This is a genomic window from Rhodococcus sp. UFZ-B548 (assembly GCF_903819475.1).
Classification (GTDB): Bacteria; Actinomycetota; Actinomycetes; order Mycobacteriales; family Mycobacteriaceae; genus Rhodococcus_F; species Rhodococcus_F erythropolis.
This window is the reverse complement of the sequence record NZ_CAIJDS010000021.1, coordinates 65431-83250: the sequence shown is the minus strand read 5'-3', so window position 1 is coordinate 83250 and position 17820 is coordinate 65431. Positions and strand designations below refer to the sequence as shown.

15 protein-coding genes are annotated in these 17820 nt (G+C 63.8%); all 15 read left to right on the top strand.

Translation table 11 applies throughout. The features are described from left to right. The first annotated feature begins 118 nt into the window (after positions 1–118). Positions 119–1300, top strand: a complete 1182-nt coding sequence (locus tag H7C86_RS19050) for an insoluble domain protein (protein WP_182262039.1) — start codon at positions 119–121, stop codon at positions 1298–1300. 221 nt (positions 1301–1521) lie between these two features. Then, positions 1522–2022 (top strand): hypothetical protein, encoded by a 501-nt coding sequence (locus H7C86_RS19045; protein ID WP_182262038.1) that lies wholly within the window; start codon positions 1522–1524, stop codon positions 2020–2022. 3 nt (positions 2023–2025) lie between these two features. Continuing rightward, on the top strand, positions 2026–4086 hold the full coding sequence (locus H7C86_RS19040) for a cutinase family protein (RefSeq protein WP_182262037.1): 2061 nt from the start codon (positions 2026–2028) through the stop codon (positions 4084–4086). A 152-nt stretch (positions 4087–4238) separates the two neighbouring features. Beyond that, the gene (locus H7C86_RS19035; RefSeq protein WP_259349244.1) at positions 4239–5888 is read left to right on the top strand and encodes a peptidoglycan DD-metalloendopeptidase family protein; all 1650 of its coding nucleotides are present in this window, start codon (positions 4239–4241) and stop codon (positions 5886–5888) included. 80 nt (positions 5889–5968) lie between these two features. Continuing rightward, entirely contained in the window at positions 5969–6616 is a 648-nt protein-coding gene (locus H7C86_RS19030) for a hypothetical protein (protein ID WP_182262036.1), read from the top strand. Next, positions 6613–7227 carry a hypothetical protein gene (locus tag H7C86_RS19025; protein WP_182262035.1) on the top strand — a complete coding sequence of 205 codons (615 nt, stop codon included), beginning with the start codon at positions 6613–6615 and terminating at the stop codon, positions 7225–7227. The genes H7C86_RS19030 and H7C86_RS19025 overlap by 4 nt, the downstream gene beginning before the upstream one ends. Positions 7228–7276: 49 nt before the next feature. Then, entirely contained in the window at positions 7277–8647 is a 1371-nt protein-coding gene (locus tag H7C86_RS19020; protein WP_182262034.1) for a ParA family protein, read from the top strand. Continuing rightward, positions 8644–9078 carry a hypothetical protein gene (locus tag H7C86_RS19015; RefSeq protein ID WP_259349243.1) on the top strand — a complete coding sequence of 145 codons (435 nt, stop codon included), beginning with the start codon at positions 8644–8646 and terminating at the stop codon, positions 9076–9078. The genes H7C86_RS19020 and H7C86_RS19015 overlap by 4 nt, the downstream gene beginning before the upstream one ends. A gap of 72 nt (positions 9079–9150) precedes the next feature. Then, the gene (locus H7C86_RS19010) at positions 9151–9879 is read left to right on the top strand and encodes a hypothetical protein (RefSeq protein WP_182262033.1); all 729 of its coding nucleotides are present in this window, start codon (positions 9151–9153) and stop codon (positions 9877–9879) included. A 15-nt stretch (positions 9880–9894) separates the two neighbouring features. After that, the gene (locus H7C86_RS19005; RefSeq protein WP_182262032.1) at positions 9895–12177 is read left to right on the top strand and encodes a hypothetical protein; all 2283 of its coding nucleotides are present in this window, start codon (positions 9895–9897) and stop codon (positions 12175–12177) included. Next, positions 12177–12494, top strand: coding sequence for a hypothetical protein (locus tag H7C86_RS19000; protein WP_182262031.1), 318 nt, complete (start codon positions 12177–12179; stop codon positions 12492–12494). Before H7C86_RS19005 ends, H7C86_RS19000 begins: the two co-directional genes overlap by 1 nt. Beyond that, positions 12491–14065: a hypothetical protein gene (locus H7C86_RS18995; RefSeq protein WP_182262030.1), complete on the top strand. Its 1575-nt coding sequence runs from the start codon at positions 12491–12493 to the stop codon at positions 14063–14065. Before H7C86_RS19000 ends, H7C86_RS18995 begins: the two co-directional genes overlap by 4 nt. Before the next feature lie 18 nt (positions 14066–14083). After that, positions 14084–15592: an ATP/GTP-binding protein gene (locus tag H7C86_RS18990; RefSeq protein WP_182262029.1), complete on the top strand. Its 1509-nt coding sequence runs from the start codon at positions 14084–14086 to the stop codon at positions 15590–15592. 130 nt (positions 15593–15722) lie between these two features. Beyond that, entirely contained in the window at positions 15723–16028 is a 306-nt protein-coding gene (locus H7C86_RS18985; RefSeq protein WP_182262028.1) for a hypothetical protein, read from the top strand. Continuing rightward, positions 16025–17785, top strand: a complete 1761-nt coding sequence (locus H7C86_RS18980; RefSeq protein ID WP_182262027.1) for a type IV secretory system conjugative DNA transfer family protein — start codon at positions 16025–16027, stop codon at positions 17783–17785. Before H7C86_RS18985 ends, H7C86_RS18980 begins: the two co-directional genes overlap by 4 nt. The last annotated feature ends 35 nt before the right edge of the window (positions 17786–17820 follow it).

Below are 17820 nucleotides of genomic sequence, written 5' to 3'. Positions count from 1 at the left end.
ATCTACCGACTTCTCGTCAACAGGTGTTGATCTCGCGAAGAAGTTCCGTGGCGATCTATCGCCACCCCCGTCCGTAACACTGCCCCGTATTTACACCCCAATTGGAAGGTCCCACACAATGAAGCATCACAAGTCCGGTCGCGGTAAGCACCGTGCGGTCAAGCAGTCCGCGGTGGCAGCGGGAACATTTTCCCTTGTTGTGGCTGCGGCGTTCGCCAATGGCGGGTTAGCCGTCGCGGCCCCCCAGCCTGGCATTACCGGGCCTGCTCCTGGTCAGCCGGGTGTGACGTCCCCGGCACCGTCCGCGCCGAGCACTCCGGCACCGACCCAGTCCGCGCCGCCGCAGGCGTGGGTTCCGGTACCCGAGCAGTATTCACAGCCGACGAAGCCTCTGCCGAACTTTGACTACGAAGCGAATCAATACATAGCGCCCACCACCCCGGCGTACACCGGCCCGATCGACTACTCACAGCTGCGCTTGCCAGCCGAAGAAATCCTCACCCCCACTGAGGTGTTCATTGCACCTCCACGAACTGTGATGGTCGGCAACGCGCACTTCAACCAAACGAACTGGATGACCGACGAAACCGTCGACCGCACGAATGCCACCACGGGTGCGGCTCTGGCGATGGTGACGGATTTCTGGATCAGTCACAACATTCCAGCTGATCAGGCTCAGCAGCTCGCGGCTGCCCAGCTGGCAGGTACCGCAGGTGGAGCGATTATCGCGGCCGTTGCCGCAGGCGGAACCGCCGCTTCCATCGCCGGTCTCATCGGCGGCACCATCGGCGGCACAAGCGGTGTCGTTCTCGCCGTGGACGCACTGACCCCCTGGGGAATCATCCCGGCCGGGGTGGTTGCCACGGCTGCCGGTGCTGCAATCGCAGCCGCCGTCATCGGCATCCCCGTTGCCGTAGGTGCCGGAATCCTCGGCGGCATAGGCGGTTTCGCTGTCGCCACTGCATACGGTGACGGAACAAATGGTGTTCCCCAGACGATCGAGGTTCCGGACATTGACCAGCCCGCGATCACCGCGCAGGCGCAGGAAACGCTCACTTCCTGGGAGCAGTCCGGGCCTGTCGGCACGGCCGCGGCCACCTTCGTGCGTGACACCGCCGCTAACGCGCCGGTCGTCGACAAGCAGATTCGTAACGCTGTTACGTCCGTTCCGGGTGGTGCGGGCGTTATCGCCACATTCGACCAGGCAGTGACCGATTTCCAGGCGGCGACAGCAGTTCCGGGTCTACCTCTGGGAATGATCGCCGACGCAATCGGTGCCGGTATTCCGGCTGCTGCGTAGTGGATCGTGCCGGGGCGGGCACGTACTCGCCCCGGCTCACTATCACTTATTGCCGTGTAGACGAAGGAGTTTCAAAGATGCTTGGGCGAGAAGGATCTGGCACTAAGTCCGCAGTGCGTAGTGCAACTGGCGGGACGGGAGCCGGTGCACCGCGTGCGCCTCGTCCGCCGCGCCGACCTCGTGTTCCACGTGCCCGCACACCTCGCCGTCAGGTCGTGGTGATGACCGGACTGGCATTTGCTGTCCTGCTGCTTCTGGTCGGCATCGTGTTCCTCGCGGGCACGTTGATCAAGGGCGTTACCGATGACGAACCCTCCGACCTCAGTCAGATCGTCAATTCTGCTGCGACACCGTCGACTACGCCTGCTGCGGAACCTGTCGGATGCCCTGTCACGCCGGGTGATCAAAGCAGCGGCGAGGCTGCGATCGCCGCGTTCGAGCACGCCTACTACTCGTTGCGCTCGGCTGATGCGGTGATCGCGGTCATGGCCCCTGGCGCGGTGAGCTATTCACCGGCCGAAATGCAGGCGGGGATCGATTCGATTCCTGCAGGAACGACGTACTGCATGACGGTGACCGGCGTGAGCGCCGGGACGTACGCACTGGAGTTGACCGAGACCAGGCCCTCAGGCAAGGGCGCTTCGCTCTTTCAGCGTATTACGACTGCCGAGATCGACGGTCGGCATTTCATCACGTCCATCACTGATGCAGAGGGAATCTGACCAATGAGCATCTCTTCCACCGCCCGTTTCGCGTCGGCATTCGCCATCATTTCGACGCTGGTCGCGGGCTTCGCGGCTGCGCCGCTCCTGGCTAACGCGGCACCGTCCGCAGCGTCGGGTTGCACTCGGTATATCGGTGTCTTCGCTCCAGGAACGACTGAGACCCGCGCCGACGCCGATCCGTCGAAGCCTGCTGGAATGTTGGGCGAGGTGGGGGAGAAGCTCGAAGCGATGTACGGGGCGAACACCTTCCGTGCCATTTATCCGTCGTACCCGGCGGAAGCATTTTTGCAGTCGGGCATGACCTACTCGGCATCGAAGACCGCCGGTGATCAGGCGATGGCGACTGCGATGGAGCAGTGCCCGAATTCGAAGTTCGTGATCGGCGGGTATTCACAGGGCGCGCAGGTCGCCAACGACGTCGCCGTCAACATCGGGGCAGGCAGCGGCCCTGTTCCCGCTGCGTCCGTCCTGGCTGCGGTCATGCTCGCTAATCCGAAGCTCGGCACCGCTGGTTCGCAGGTTGTCGGCCCCAAACTCGACGGGCAGGGCATCGCCGGTCCGGCTGCGGAAGGGTACGGCGCCTTGTCGGGTCGGGTCTTCGACATCTGCCACCCGGAAGACAAGTACTGCAACACCAACACCGGTAAAGATTCGTTCCTGGCGTCATTGGGTCGCGTGCTAGCAAATCCGCCCGGAACCGTCGCACCGACAACCGCGACTGCTGTCTCGGCAACAACTACTCCGGTCGTCGCCGGTCAGACCGCGATCACCCCGACGGACACGGCCGCGAAGCCGACATCGACTCCGCCGGCCGCCGGAACCGCCAATGCGTCGGAGTTCTTGGGCGCGGTGACCTCGAATTACGGGTACGCGGATCTCGCGGCTGCTCCCGGTGCAGCGTCGGCGTTGGCGACCTCGGTGGAGAAGCTGCAAAATGCGGGCCCTCCGACATCGACGTCGGCGGCTGTCGATGTCGCCGCCGTTCGTCAGCAAGCGCAGCTGCTGGCCGGAACCTTCAAGCCGGTCCAGCAGACACAGACATGGATGGCAGCGAACCCGGCCGCTCGCGACGGGTTGCGCAGCGCTCCGGCCGATTCTCCTGAAGCCACCACGAACTCGGTCTTGGGCGCGCTCGACAAGGTCGATGTTCCGCAGGTTCTGGGTGCCGCCGACCAGGTGGTGACGTTGGCGAACAGCATCCTCTCTAGTGGAGGCAGCGGGACGGGCGGCACCTACGCGGGTCTGACCGGTCCCGCGCAGAGCTTGTCGAACGGTGTGGCTCCGCTGGCGGATACACCGACCGATCAACTCACCACCGCCACGTCGATCCTTTCCGCGATCCAACCGGTGACGATCATCAACCAGATTCTCGGCGTCGTCTCGGGCGTGACCTCGGTGGACTACAACGCCGTCGCGGCCAACCTGCAAATACTTCCCGGTCATCTGTTGGCTGGCAACGTCAAGGAAGCTCACCGGGTCGCGGGGGAGCTGAACAACCAGCTCTCCCCTTTGGTGAAGATGGCGGCCGGGGTCGATCTGAAATCGGTGTCGCGGATCTTGGCACTGATCCCCGATCCGTCCGGAACAGCCGCCTCGGCGGCGTTGGTGGCGAACCTGCTGGGCAATGTCGACATCATCCGCCTCGCGCGCGATGTCGGGCAGCTCCAGGAAGTCGCGTGGCAGGTCGCCGAGACCGGGAACGTCCTGGCTCTCGGTCAGCTCCTCCCGATCGGTGTGGATCTGGCGAACGTCGCGCTCGGTGTCCTGACACCGGGGCAGAAGATGACCGCCGATCAGCTCCACGAACCGGCCGATTCGATGACGGCGCTGATGGGTGCGCAGGCGCAGAACTCCGATTTCGTCGGTCTCGGTAGCTCGGTCCTGGCGACGGTGACCTCGCAGGATGCGCAAGCACTGACGTCGGTCGTCGATGCCGGATTCACCGCAGCGAGTTTCCTCGGTTCCCGCGTTCACGAGTCCTACGGGCAGTGGTTGATCGACGGAAAGCGAACCGCTCTGGACGCGATGGTCGATATCTACCAACAAGCGATCGGCGGCTGACGCCTGGCGGCGGGTGAGCCGAAAACGCTCTTGGGCGAGAGCTTTTGACGTGCACCTGCCACTCCTCATACTCACGGCCCTCGCGGCCTCGATATAGGTCCACACACGTTGCCCAGGCGGGCACGGCACGACACAACGACAAGGACAAGGACATGACGATGGGTGATTCACCCAGCTCGAACAAGACCGGCCTCAAGGCCACTGGCGGCGTCGTTGCCGCAGTGGTCCTGATGCTCGGTTTCGTCATGTTCGGTACCGACAACAACCCCAAGACAAGCGTCGATTGCCTGCCCACCTCACCTGCGGCCGGTTCGGCGGCACCGTCTCCGGGAACCAAGACACAGCCGCTCAAGGCCGGTACCTACCAACTGACGTCAGGTTTCGGTCCTCGCGGTGGTTCCATGCACCGCGGTACCGATTTCGCCGGCCCGCTCGGTACTCCGATCTATGCCGCTACCTCCGGTGTCGTCGCAGCAGCCGGTCCGGCGAGGGGGTTCGGGAGCTGGGTCATCATCGACACCGACGTCGACGGGAAGCGAATTTCCACCGTCTACGGGCACATGGCGGCCTCTACGATCAAGGTCAAGACCGGTGATCAGGTCACCGCTGGTCAGGAAATCGCTGGCGTCGGTAACGAAGGCGAATCCTCTGGCCCGCACCTACATTTCGAGGTGTGGGAAGGTGGCCGACTTCCGGACGGCGCCGGAACACCGACCGATCCCGCCCCGTGGCTTGCCGGTGCTGCCGAGCCGTCCGGACCTCCACCCGCTCCCGCGCCGGGCACCGGGGTTCCTTCTCCCGCGATCGTCAACGCTGCTGCGATCACCCCGCTTCCGGCGGGCGCCGGTTGTGGTGGCCCGAGCCTGGGCGGCGGAGGGCTCAAGCCGGGCAGCGTGCCTGCGGAGTTCGAGCCGTGGATTCTCAAAGCTGCCGGTACCTGCCCTGAAATCACCGCCCCGCTCCTGGCTGCGCAGTTCAAGCAGGAAAGCAAATTCATCGTCACCGCCCACAACGCCAAGTCCGGCGCCGACGGGCCAGGTCAATTCATGCCGGGGACGTGGGAACAAGAAGGCATCGACGGGGACGGTGACGGTACACGCGATACACGTTCGATTGCCGATTCCGCGATGTCGATGGCGTCCTACGACTGCAAGATGCTCGAGCTGACGAAGAAGGCGATGGCCGACGGCCGCTTGCAGGGTGAGCTGATCCCGCTGACGTTGTCCATGTACAACTGCGGCCCCGGAAACACCTTGTTGCAGGGCCAGGTCTGCCAGAACGACGAAACACGCGGCTACGTCACCAACATCCCCAAGGTCGCGATGGAGGAGTTCACCGACACGTCCGCTCCGGCGGGTCCGATTCCGGGTGGCCCGTCGACCGGCTCGGTTGTCGTCGATGCCGCTCTGCGGTGGCTCGGTACGACGTATGCCTGGGGCGGCGGCGACGAGAACGGACCCACGCGCGGTGTCCGTGACGGCGGAGTGGCAGACAGTTTCGGCGACTTCAACAAGATCGGGTTCGACTGTTCCGGACTAGTGAAATACGCAGTCGCGCAAGCGACAGGCGGCCGAACGGTCCTCCCTCACCAGGATCAGATGCAGATCGACGACTCTCGCGGAACGCCGATCACCAACCCCGCCAACCTGCGCCCAGGGGACATCATCCAGCCCCGCAGCGGCCACATCTTCATCTGGATGGGTGGTGGCAAGGTCGTCGAAGCCCCGCAATCGGGCGATGTCGTCAAGATATCCGACTGGACCCCACCATCCTCGGGATTGGCAGCGAAACGATTTGCCTGACAAGACAATCCAGACCAGAACATCGCGAGCCGATGACCACCCCGGAATGAGTTTCACCCGAAGAAAGGTAGATCCGAGAAATGACGGCATCCGCAGCCACCGAATGGGAACAAGCCGCCGCCGCAGTGCGCGCCGCCGCTGACGAGTTGCGCACCAGCGACTCCTCTGCGATGCGGGCGTGGGCCAAGAGCAACAATCTGCTCTCGCGCAGCATCTGGCCGAAGGTCAAGCGCGAGTTGGTCAAGCAACTCGACCTCGACTACGACGTACTCCGCGACGCGGAAGCGACCAAGCGCAAGAACGAGATCGCCGAAGCCGCAGCCACCGCACCGTTGGTGGAACTTTTCGCCGCCGGTGACGAGAGGGGGAGCTTCGCTGTCCTCGGACCGGTCGACGACGCTGCCTGGTACGGGACATTCCACAAGAACGACACGGTCTTCAAGGAAGGCAACCAGCGTTCGGCAGACGACTCCGCGGCCGGTAAGGCCGTGTTCCTCGCCGGCAAAGCACGTGAGGATGCGAATGTTCCCGCTGTGCGGCTGCTCCTGCACATCTCCAATCCGGAGATCGACGGGAACTCCCTCGCCGGTATGGCGGCGAAACACGGTGTTGCACTCGACCTCGACATCACCGACGACAACCGGGCCGTGGACTGGTGCGAAGAGCCTGGTTATCAGGCGTGGCAGGCGATCCGGTTGTCGGATCTGTTCATCGAGGACGAGTCGTGAAACGCCACCTCGCGGCCGTCGCTGCTGCATGTGTCGTCGCTATTGCCCTGGCCGGTTGCTCGTCGGGCACAGAAGGCACTGCAACCGGCCCCTCCACCACGACGACGGGGGCGCGGGCGCAGCAATGGTCCCCGAACGAGACGTCCGCCGTCGATCCCACACGGCCGGCGGCCACCGTTCCGGAACAAGCTCCCGAGCAGGTCGCCGTCGTGGACCGGAGCGATCCGGCTGCCGTCGCCGACGCCGTGGTCACCACCTGGTTCACCTGGAATACCGCTGACGACCGCGGACCGAACGACGCGGCAGCACGTACCGGTGCGCTGCTCACCGAACGCTTCCTCGGCGATGTCACCGGCACCACCCCGACCGGAAGCCCCGGCGGTCAGTGGCTCGAATGGGCTGCGAAGGACGCACAGGTCTGGCCGACGGTCAGCTCTGTCCCGAACCAGGGCGCGGTGGACACCACTTCGGCGGTGCACCGGATGTACCAGGTCGAACAGACCGCCATCGCCGCCGACGGCTCCGTTGTCGGCGTCGACACCGCAATCGTCGCCGTCCTGGTAGTTCAGCGCGGAGGTCAATGGTCTGTCGACGACCTCAAACAACTGTGACCAGAAACAAGAGATACCCCGGAACCAACACTCCCCGAAAGGAACTCCTGTGAGCACTCCTAACCCGTACGAACGCCAGAGCACCTACGAGGCCGAGATCCCGGTGAATCTGCGCAATCAACGTCTGCGCCGCCCACCTGCTCCCGAACCGGAGGCAACCCCGGTCGAGACCGTGGACGAGTCTGCCGACCTTGACACCGCTGTGGACGAGACCGACACCGAAGCTTTCGACGAGACCGAACCCGGTTACGCGGACCCGTATGCGGTTGGGCAGGACGCCCTCGCCGAGATCGACGACCCCGAGATCGTCTATCGCCGCTTCGAGCGGGACACAGCCGCGATAGACGCAGGCCCGGCGAAGTGGGGGTGGCGCGGGCGAGTCAATGCCGCTGCCGGGCTGCGGATGGCTCCGAAGCCGGACTCCGCAGAAGTTCGGTTCCGGCAGTCGGTCACACGGGTTCAGCAGTCGTTGCCCGGATGCATGGTCGTCACGGTGATCGGCCTCAAAGGGGACGCAGGCAAGACGTCGACCACTTTGACCCTCGCCAATACCTTCGGCACCCATCGCGGGCGCGGAGTCGTCGCCTGGGATGCCAACGAATCCACCGGCACTCTCGGCGATCGGGCCGCCCGCACCACCGATCCGGAGCTCGGCCCGTGGGATGTACTCGAGAGGGCACACGACCTCACCTCCGCGGGAGCGGTATCGGGTGAGTTGGGCCGGTATCTACGCCTGCAACCTACTCATGACGAGGTGTTGGCGGCAGACAATTCCCCTTCCCTCGAACGCGGGATCGGCTGGGATGAATGCGCGGCAATCATGGCGGTGCTGCGCCGCCATCGCGACCTGATCTTCATCGACACCGGCAATGAACCAGTGGCCGCGAATTGGCAATGGGCCGTGCAGCATTCGAACCTGTTGGTCGTTCCGCTTCCGCTGCGACTCGACGATACGAAGTTGGCGTTGCGGATGTTCAAGGGGATCATCGCTCGAGGTTTCGGACATCTGGTCTCCTCGGCGATCGTCTTGACAGTCGTGACGCCGGGCTCGGATGCCACCCTCGAACCCGAACTCGTCGAGGCCCTGGCTCGACTCGGCCTTCCGGCAGAGAACATCATCCGGGTTCCTTATGAGCCCTCGTTCGCGACCGGGGAGCGCATCGTCTACGACCGGCTCCTACCGTCGACGATCGAGGCATACACCAATGTTGCCGCTGAAATCGCGGACGCTCTCGCCGCGAGTGTGTACGGCCGCGCCGCCGAATACGCCGACGCGTACGCCCCCGAACAGATCCGTCGACCACCAGAAGCGCCGCGCCGCGCTCCTGCGCCGCGCGTCGCGGCGTACCGAGACTTCGACCCTGAGAGATACCGCGAACCAACACCCGAACCCACCTCACCGAAAGGACGTTTGCAATGAAAACTGTTACTCCACAGGCTGGTTCAGCAACATCGACGACCACTTCCTCGAAGGCGCCACTACTGCGGCGAGCATCCGCTGTGGCGATCACTCTTGCCGCAACCGCAGTCGTGCTCCTGCTCTCCGCTGGCGCCGCAAGCGCACAAATCCAGAACCCCATCGACGGAGTCAAGCCGGATCTCAGTGTCTTCGGGCCTGCATTCAACAACGTGTGGGTGCGTGTCATCGGCGGAATCTGGGCCGTTGCGCTCGGTGCGAGCACGGTCAAACTCATTTTCGCGCTCTACAAGATGCGGTCGATGAAGGCCGCCGGCATGCCGCAAGAAATGTCCGACGCCAGTGGGGAAGCGAGGATCGCCGGTATCGCGTTCGGCTGCCTGGCCTCGGTCGGCATCATCACCGGCGCGATTCTCTTCCTGGTCGGCGGCTAACTGATACCGGCCCGCGCGTCCTCTTCGTATTCCTTGGTTTTCCAGAGCTTTTGACGAGAAAGAGATCTGATCATGGCGAAAGATTTTTCACAGGTGGGATCGAGCAGCGGCCCGTCCTACGCGACCGGCTCCCCCAGCAGTGGCCCGGCCTCCGGACTTCCGTTGTGGGTGAAACTGGCGATCGGGTTCAGTGTGCTCGTGCTGATCGTCGGCATCATTGCGGTCTTCACCTCGGGTGGTGATGACGACTCCGATTCCGGCGCCGATGCGATCCGCGCCGCGCACGGACCGACCACCACGATCGACGGCGTTCCGGCCGGATACACCCGCGATCAGGCCGGTGCGCAGACCGCGGCGGTGAACTTCATCCAGGCGAACGGGCAGACATACCAGGGCCGGATCGATGCGGCGAAACTCCGGGAAGTCGCTGTTTCGGCGAATGCTACCGACGCATTGAATGCTGTCATCGACGTCTCGAGCGGCCGCACCGACCTGGGGAAGACCGTCAACAATGTGCCGCTGATCGTCACTGTCACCGACTTCTCGCAAGATTCGGCGACGGTGTCGGTGTGGGGCATGGGCGTCGGCCAGAGTCCGGTCAGTGAGGGGAGCGACAAGGTCGGCATCCTCACCGTCTATTCGACGAGCACCGTGACGATGAAGTGGGAAAACGGGGATTGGAAGGCGCAGGACTGGAAGTTCGTCAGCGGCCCCTCTGCGGAAGATGCACAGTTCCCCGCTGCTGATTCACCGCTCTCGAAGCCCGGCGCGAATGGCTTCTACACGTTCTACGTCAACTAGAGAGGGGCCGGGCTGATGTGGCGCAAAATAATTCTGGCCGTGGTCGTGGCATTGTTCGCGATGCTCGGACTGGCGTTGCCGGCGGCAGCGCAGCCGACGGCTGTCCCCAACACCGATCCGGCTCCCGGCGTGCAGAATGCCACTCAGTCGGGCAAGGAACTCCCCCAGGGATTTCCAAATGATCTGAAGAAATTCGTCGCCGGCACAGAAGAATTCAAATCCGCCTCGTGGTTCACCGGAGTCTGCAAGGACAAAGGCGGCGACATGGGCCAGTACTCGACGCAGGTCCTGCACAACGAAAACCGGTTGATGTACTGGACGGCAAAGGAATCCGAACGGATCGCCCTGTGGGCATCGCAGGTGATGATCTCGAAGAACCCTGTCCTCATCGAGGCTCTGGCCGCAGCCGGCGGTGTCGGTACGCAGATGTCCGGCGTCGATATGGGTGTAGAGGCGAACCAGAAAGCCGCACTGAGCATCACCGACGAGTCGATCCTCAAGGGCGTCTACCCGGACACCTACCCCCTCAATGAATCTGCGGACATGTACCCGCCGTCACCGACCTGCGCCGACGATCTGGCTCGGTGGACGACGAAAACGACGACCACCTGGGGTTTCGAGTGGAGCCCAGCTCCGGATGCGGCCTCACTTGCGGCGATGAAGAAGCAGCCGAACGCCGACAAGGTGCCGGACGCAGCATGGACCGACGCGTGCTCCGGGGGCAATGTTCCGAGCGTTCTGTGCATGCACGCGATGTTCGTCAACTGCGAACGCGCCACCCCAGGGGAGGACATGTTCGCGTGCACGGAATGGAACACCCGGATCGGGAAACTGTTCGGCGGCACCATGAACTGGATCGACCAGAACACCAGTTTCAGTGACCGGCTCGGCACTGCCCTCGAAAGCACGATGAAAGCCACTCCGGCATACATCGGGGGCAAATACATCGTCGACAGCTACACCTGGGCGTGGGACACGTTCGGCGCCCCGATCGGTGATCTCGTCGATTTCGTCAAGGACCCGTCGGATGTGATCGATTCCTGGGCGAACAAACTCAAAAGCAGCGCCATCAGCACCACCAATTCCGTCCTGACCGGCCTGGCCGGAATCGGCGAATTCGACCCCGCCAGAGCAGAATTCATTGCCGTGTACGCCGTCTCGACCGGTATCGGATTGTTGGTGCTGGTGCTGATGACGATCCTCGCGATCTACAAATCCTCCGACGGAGGTATGACCGGCGAAGAGCTGGCCAAGTCCCTGTTCGGGTACATGCCGGCCGGAATCATGTTGATGATGTTCGCGCCCGCCATTGCGCAGCTGCTGATCTCGCTGATGCACGAAATGTCGTTGGCACTGGTGGAGTGGATCGGGACGAGCACCGACGAAGTCATCGGCAACATCTCCTCAGTTCTCGGTTCGCTGACCGACTCCACCCTCGTCGGTGGTTCCATCGCGGCGATCGTCGGATTCGGGTTGATGTTCCTCGGTGCGATGGCGATGTTCTTCGGATTCTTGATGCACGCGGCGGCGTTGCCGATCCTGGCGGTCGTGTGCGGCATCGCATTCGGCATGTGGGTCCACCCCACCTGGCGTAAAAAGGCACTGCGACCGGTGATGATGTTCCTCGGAGTAGTGCTCTCGAAGCCGCTGATGTTCCTGATACTCGCCGCTGTCTTCGCGGTCATCAACATCGCCGCCAAGGGTTCGATCGCCGACGACGGCAAGCTCGAATCGCTCGGCCAACTCTCATTGGTCGCGGTCTGCTTCGTGATCATCGGCCTGGCGCCGTTCTCCATGCTCAAGTACTCCCCGATCCTTCCGACCTCGGCCGATTCTGCAGACTTCGGCGGCGGCGGTTCACAGGCCGGGCAGACCATCGGATCGGGTGCGCAGATGTTCCAACAGCGTGCAGGCGGCGGGTCCGGTGGAGCTGGTTCGCACAACTCCGATGCTGCCGGGTCACCGGGCCGTCAGGTCGAAGGCGGTCCGGTCCGCGGCGCCGCCGGTCATCACGGGGCCTCTTCATCCGCAGATGAGAGCTCAGCGTCGAGTACCCATGCGGCTGCATCAGGTGGCCACAACGGTGCGAGCCACCAAGGGGGAAGCGCCGCGAAGTCGGCGGGCAAGTCCGGGGGAGCGGAGTCGAAGTTGATGGCCGCAGCGGGAAGCACCGTCGGATTGGCGGCCGGGGCGGCTGTCGTGGCCGCACCGATCGCCCTCGCTGCTGCCGGGGCGGCAATGAACAAGGCCGGATCAGCCGCACAAAGTGCACCCGAACATGCAGATGGAGACAACTGATGAGAAAGCAACGCACCACGTACTTGGGTCGGCAATTTGGATTGAGCGCCATGATGCAGTTCCGAGATCCGGTGGTCCTCACCAGGATTGCAACGATTGTGTTCCCGCTGTATCTGACGCTCATGCTCGGGCCATCAGTGCGAACATTCGCATTGGCAGTCGTCCTGATGGTGGCAGGCCTCGCAGCGAGCACCGAATTTTCCCGCCCGGACACCTACGCAGACCGGTTAGCGCGTACGTACCGAAACCGTCAGCTCGACAAGCGAGACCGTCTACGACGGGGCGGCAATGAATCCGTGAACGGAGACCGGCGATGAGCGAGCAACGTACAGCGATCTTGGGGCGTCAGGTTGCCCGGCGAGGTCTGTTGCCGTTCCCTGAACCGGTGGTTGCCGCCTGGGCCGCAACGGTAGGTGTCGCATTGTTCGCGTTGTTCGTCGTCGGGCAGAGCGTGTGGGTCCTCGCTTTCGACGTGCTGCTGATCGTCGCGGTGCTGGCCGCGACGACCGATGTCAATCACCGTGAGTCGTACGCGAGCCGCAAAGCGAAGGCGATCCGCAACAAGCAACGCCGCAAACGCGGTGAACACGTCCATGTTTCACCGCTGGACCCGAATTATGGCGATCCCGCGTTCGATCCGGGGTGGGCGTACCCGCCGATGTTGGGGCAGACCGCCCCGCTCGACCTCACCGGCACCGGCCTCGACGATCTGTTCGTGGTGGAAAGCCGCACCCCCGGAGACAACGACCAGTACACGGTGTTGATCGCAATGCAAGGTCTCGCGGAGGGGTTGCGCGGAGATCAGGCGTGGGCGGTGACCTCCGCCGCGTTCGGTCGCACTCTGGCCGGGTTCGCGAAACGGTCTTCGTTCGTGCGCGGTATCGAACTGTTGAACCGGTCGGTGCCGGCGGATATGACACCGCACGAGAACTGGATGGAAGCGAAAATCGCCGAAGGTGATCCGGTTATGCGGATACTTCCGGCGATCCGCTCGTACGGTCAGCTGATCGACCGGGTGGAGCCGTACTCGGAAGGGCACTACTCGTACGCGGTGCTGATCTTTCCGAAATCGACGGCGCTGTTGATGGAAGGCGCCCGGCTTGCGCGCCGCAAAGGTGCCTCGACCATCGCCGGTGTCGCCCAGGTCATCGTCGACGAGACCGAGCGTGCCGTCGGTGCTCTCACCCGCGCCGGAATGGGACGAGTGCAGGTGTACGGCGAACAGCGCACCTGCGCGGTGATCCGCTCGTGCCAGGACCCTAGTTTCCCGCTCGATGCCCACAAGGGCGTCCGGTGGGAGGACTGCTGGCCCTCGTACATCGGCCGGGAGGAATCGGTCGAGGTTGCCGGGAAGTGGAACACCCGCGTGGGCACTATCCCGCCGCGGGCCATCGAGCCTGTCGAACTCGGCCCCTTGTGGCTTGCGGACCTGCTCACCGGGGTCGAGCCAGATCCGGGCGACGACGAGATCGCCGCCGCGCCGACCATTCGCACGGTCATGGTGCGGATGGACTTCGTCGAAGCCGCCCATGCCCGCAACGCCGCTGTCAAAGACGTCACCTCGGACCGGGCACGGCAGATCGGCGAAGGCCGAAAAGGCAAGATCACGGACGGATCGTCGGAAGTCGCGGCATCGGAATCTGCTCACCGGCGCGGGGATCTGAAACCGGGTAGCGGCCATCACGGAATGATCTATTCGTTCGCCGTCTCGGTCACCGGCCGCGGTGAAGACGATGCCCTGCGCGCGTGCACCCGCGTCGAACAGGCTGCCGCTGATTGCGGTATCGGCGAGATCGAATGGCAGGACCACCGCCACGACGTTGCGTCATTGCTGACTCTGCCGCTCGGCCGCGGACTCGCGGCCACCAAGTGGACCCGCGCCAAGTAGCGAACCAAGGACACCGACATGACGAACACGCAACAGCGCGCCGGCTACCGCCGCAGCCACAAGAAGACCATCCGCTCGACCCTCACTCCCGCCCTCGGGAAGAAGAACGCCACGATCGAAAGTCCGGAGGAAACCGCAGTTGCCGACGCAGTTGTCGCCTCCGACCGGATCACCGTCAGGCGACCACCACCCAAACGCAACAAATGGCTGGACCGGTGGGGCTGGTACGAGATCCGCTCCGAAGGTGCGTGGACGTCCACTCGCCAAGGTGAAGCTCTGAACCTGGCCACGATGCGCCGCTCGGTCCGCCACCAAGGGCTGATGACCGGACTGAACAAGATCAGCCAGACGATGGAGATCGTAGACCCGTTCGAGTTGTACGGAACGGAAATCGAGAACATCAACATCGCTGTCATCGGAGACATCGGCAAAGCGAAATCCTCGCTGATCAAGACCGCGTTCTGCTGGCGCCAGCTCGCCCTGCCCAATCGGCAGGTCGTGGTGATCGACAAGAAGCGCCAAGGAAACAAGGGCGGCGAGTACTCGGTGATCGCCGAAGCCGCCGGCGCCCGCTCGATCCGATTCCACGCCGGCGGCGCGGACGGAATCGGAGTCCGCCTCAACCTCCTCGACCCGGCGATCGCCAGCGGTGCCGAACGCACCGACGGAGTCGCCCCGGCCGGGCAGGAAGCCCTTGTCGGCGCCGTCATCGAGGACACCATCGGTCGCCCGCTGGTCGAGACTGAGGACGCCGCGCTGCGTTTGGCGTTGCAGGTCGTCAATGCCCGCGCGGCAACGGAAGGCCGCGAGCCGATCCTGCGCGAACTCGCCGACGAGTTGCTGAACCCGACACCAGGTAGCGGGCAGACGTTCGGAGACCTGTGGACCGAGGACGCCAAGCGGTGGGGTCTGACACCGGGTCTGGCGCTGCGCAAGCTGTGCGAAGGCGACCTCAAGGGCCTCGTCGACGGCGCAACCTCACCGGAGGTTCGCGAGGCACTCGAGCATCCGTTCGTGCACTTCGACGTCTCTGCTCTCCCGAACAAGGGTCCCGCGCTGCGGGTGATCATGACGGTGATCAACACCTGGCTCGCGAACGTACTCGCGGCCCGATCAGCGCAACACATGCAGACCGTGTTGATCGTCGAGGAAGGATGGCACGTCGCGGACGGATCGACGGGAAAGGTGTTCCGCGAGAACATGAAACTTTCTCGCGGCCTGGGTCTCTCGACGTGCTCGGCGTTCCATCACATCTCCGATCTGCCGACCGATTCACCGGCTCGGGCGCTGATGAAAGAGGCCGGAATCGTCTTCCTCTACGGGCAGGACCGCGTCGAGGATGCGGAGGAAACCGCTCGCATGTATCACCTTCCGCCCGGCTCGACGGAAATCATCATGTCCCTCGCCAAAGGCCACTGCCTCGTCAAATACGGCACCGCCGATCCGATCCTGCTCCAGCACGTGCGTTCGGACATCGAAATCACGCTCACCGACACGGACGAAGTAATCAAGGGAGAAGCAGCATGACCGCTGGTGCACTCGAGTGCGCCTGCCCGCCCGAGATTGCGATGTCCGGTCCCTTGTTCGACACCTGGCGCTCATCCCCCCGATCGGTGAATGAGAAGCACACCGCCGCCCACTCAGAAGGAGAAATCGTATGAATGACGCTCGCACAGATCACAGGTTTCGCGTGTTCAACGGGTCCGCTGCCGCCGTATTCTTTGCCGCGATCGCTTTCTTACCCCAGTTCTCCCAGGCCCGTGAGGCCCTGGCAGCGATGTGGGCACTCGGCGGCGACAGCGTGGTCGTTCGGCAAGCAATGACCGCGAACGTGACGCTCGCCCTGGTGGCCGTAGCAGTGGTGAGTGCCGTCATGGCCGTGGTGTCCGGTTGGTCTCTGCTACCCCGACCATTGCATCCCAAGCCTGCGATGACCGACCGGATCGAAGGAGACAAGCCGTGAGTACAGCGCAGCGTCCTACCAAGCCGATAGTGACACCGGGTGTGATCCCGATGGCCGCTACCGCATTCGCCGTGGTGTTGAGCGTAGTCGGGGGTGGATATCTGTCCGGGGTCTTCGCCGGCACCGGCGGCGCATTGCCGTCCGGGATGTACGGAGTGCTCGACGTGTTCAAAGGGCTGTTCCTGCATCCGGCCGATCCGGCGTTGGCCTGGCCGGAAGGCTCGCGTCCGGGCGGTCCGGTCCTGACGTGGGGATGCATCGCCGTCCTGGCGGCTTTGTGCCTGTGGCTGGGAATGTTCATCTCGTCGAAGATGACGATCCGCCGCGCTGCGCGCCGTGTTCGGGAGTCCGGTTTCGCGGACCGCGCCGAACTTGCCCGCACCGGTGTCAGTGAGAAAGCCGCAGTACGCAAGGCAAAAGCGACGCGCCTCTCGCTCAAGGATGTTCCGGTGCGCCGCATCGTCGCGGAGGCAGAAACCACGAAGATCGCCACGCTCTACGACGGCGGTGACGGCGTGTACTTGCAGTACCGAGACGGGCTGACCTGCACGGGGCCGACCGGTGCCGGCAAGACGTGGCGTGTGTGCTGGAAGGGCGTCGTCGACGCGGCCGGTTCAGTCGCTGCCACCTCGACCCGCGGCGACCTGCTGCGCTCGACGTGGGCGGAACGCCGCGAAGTGGGCCGGGTCGAGGTCTTCGACCCCGAACGACTGACCGCGATCCCCAACCCGATGCGCTGGTCAATGCTGGCCGGGTGTGATGACCCGGAAATAGCCAAACGCCGAGCAGAGGCGATGGTGCAGGCCATGCCGATGGACGAGACCAGCAATGCCGGCTACTGGAACGGCAAAGCCGCGATGCTCATGCGCGGCTACCTCTACACCGCGGCCGTCAAGAACAAGGATTTGATGGATCTGAGAATCTGGGCGTCCTCGCGCAACGTCAAGCTGGTGCGCGACGTCCTAGGGGCGGATCTGCCGGACTGGGCCGCTGAACTCGAACAGGCGTTGGACTCGAAGTCCGACTCCGCCGACGACGTGGTCAGCGCCTGCGCCCGGTTGCTCGAGCCGTTGGCGTCCCCGAAGTTGATGGCTGCGCTGAACGTCTCGCGCCGTGAGTCCGCGGATCTTCATGCGTTGATGACCGAAGGTAAAAACACCGTCTACGTGGTCTCGGAGGGGCACAGCGCATCGGCGGCCGCGTTCACCACTGTCCTGTCGGCTGAGTTGTATCACGTGGCCAAGACACATGGGTTGACCCAGCCGGACGACAAGATCGACCCTCCACTGCGGATGGTCCTCGACGAGATGAACAACGTCGCGGCGATTCCGAACATGCCGGACCTGATCACCGACTCGGGCGGGCGCGGAATCCAGATCTGGGCGCTCGTACACAGTGCCTTGCAGAACGAGAAGCGCTGGGGCCGTATCGGGGGCCAGCAGCTCTCGACGTCATCGCCGGCTCGGTTGTACTTGCCTGGTCTCGGTGACGAAAGCGAGTTGGCGGCACTGTCTCGGTTGATGGGTAGCCGTGACGAATACACCAGCCACGATCCGCGTTCGGCCCCGCGTTCGGTGCCGGTGATGGCACTCAACGAGATTCGTGAGATGCCCGAAGATCAAGCGTTGATGATGTTCCGCAACGTCAAGCCGATGAAGGTGCGTCTTCCGTCGGTGTGGGATGTTCCCGACCTCGCCAAGCGGGTCCGGGCGAATCAGGCGGCGTTCGACGAGTTCTGCGCGAAAGGCACACGATGACAAGCCGAACCGGCAGCGACCTACCGTCGCCCGTT

Excerpts from the sequence above, each read along its gene's own strand:
- H7C86_RS19050 (WP_182262039.1), top strand. The coding sequence starts at position 119 with ATGAAGCATCACAAGTCCGGTCGCGGTAAGCACCGTGCGGTCAAGCAG.
- H7C86_RS19045 (WP_182262038.1), top strand. The coding sequence starts at position 1,522 with ATGACCGGACTGGCATTTGCTGTCCTGCTGCTTCTGGTCGGCATCGTG.
- H7C86_RS19040 (WP_182262037.1), top strand. The coding sequence starts at position 2,026 with ATGAGCATCTCTTCCACCGCCCGTTTCGCGTCGGCATTCGCCATCATT.
- H7C86_RS19035 (WP_259349244.1), top strand. The coding sequence starts at position 4,239 with ATGACGATGGGTGATTCACCCAGCTCGAACAAGACCGGCCTCAAGGCC.
- H7C86_RS19030 (WP_182262036.1), top strand. The coding sequence starts at position 5,969 with ATGACGGCATCCGCAGCCACCGAATGGGAACAAGCCGCCGCCGCAGTG.
- H7C86_RS19015 (WP_259349243.1), top strand. The coding sequence starts at position 8,644 with ATGAAAACTGTTACTCCACAGGCTGGTTCAGCAACATCGACGACCACT.
- H7C86_RS19010 (WP_182262033.1), top strand. The coding sequence starts at position 9,151 with ATGGCGAAAGATTTTTCACAGGTGGGATCGAGCAGCGGCCCGTCCTAC.
- H7C86_RS19005 (WP_182262032.1), top strand. The coding sequence starts at position 9,895 with ATGTGGCGCAAAATAATTCTGGCCGTGGTCGTGGCATTGTTCGCGATG.
- H7C86_RS19000 (WP_182262031.1), top strand. The coding sequence starts at position 12,177 with ATGAGAAAGCAACGCACCACGTACTTGGGTCGGCAATTTGGATTGAGC.
- H7C86_RS18995 (WP_182262030.1), top strand. The coding sequence starts at position 12,491 with ATGAGCGAGCAACGTACAGCGATCTTGGGGCGTCAGGTTGCCCGGCGA.
- H7C86_RS18990 (WP_182262029.1), top strand. The coding sequence starts at position 14,084 with ATGACGAACACGCAACAGCGCGCCGGCTACCGCCGCAGCCACAAGAAG.
- H7C86_RS18985 (WP_182262028.1), top strand. The coding sequence starts at position 15,723 with ATGAATGACGCTCGCACAGATCACAGGTTTCGCGTGTTCAACGGGTCC.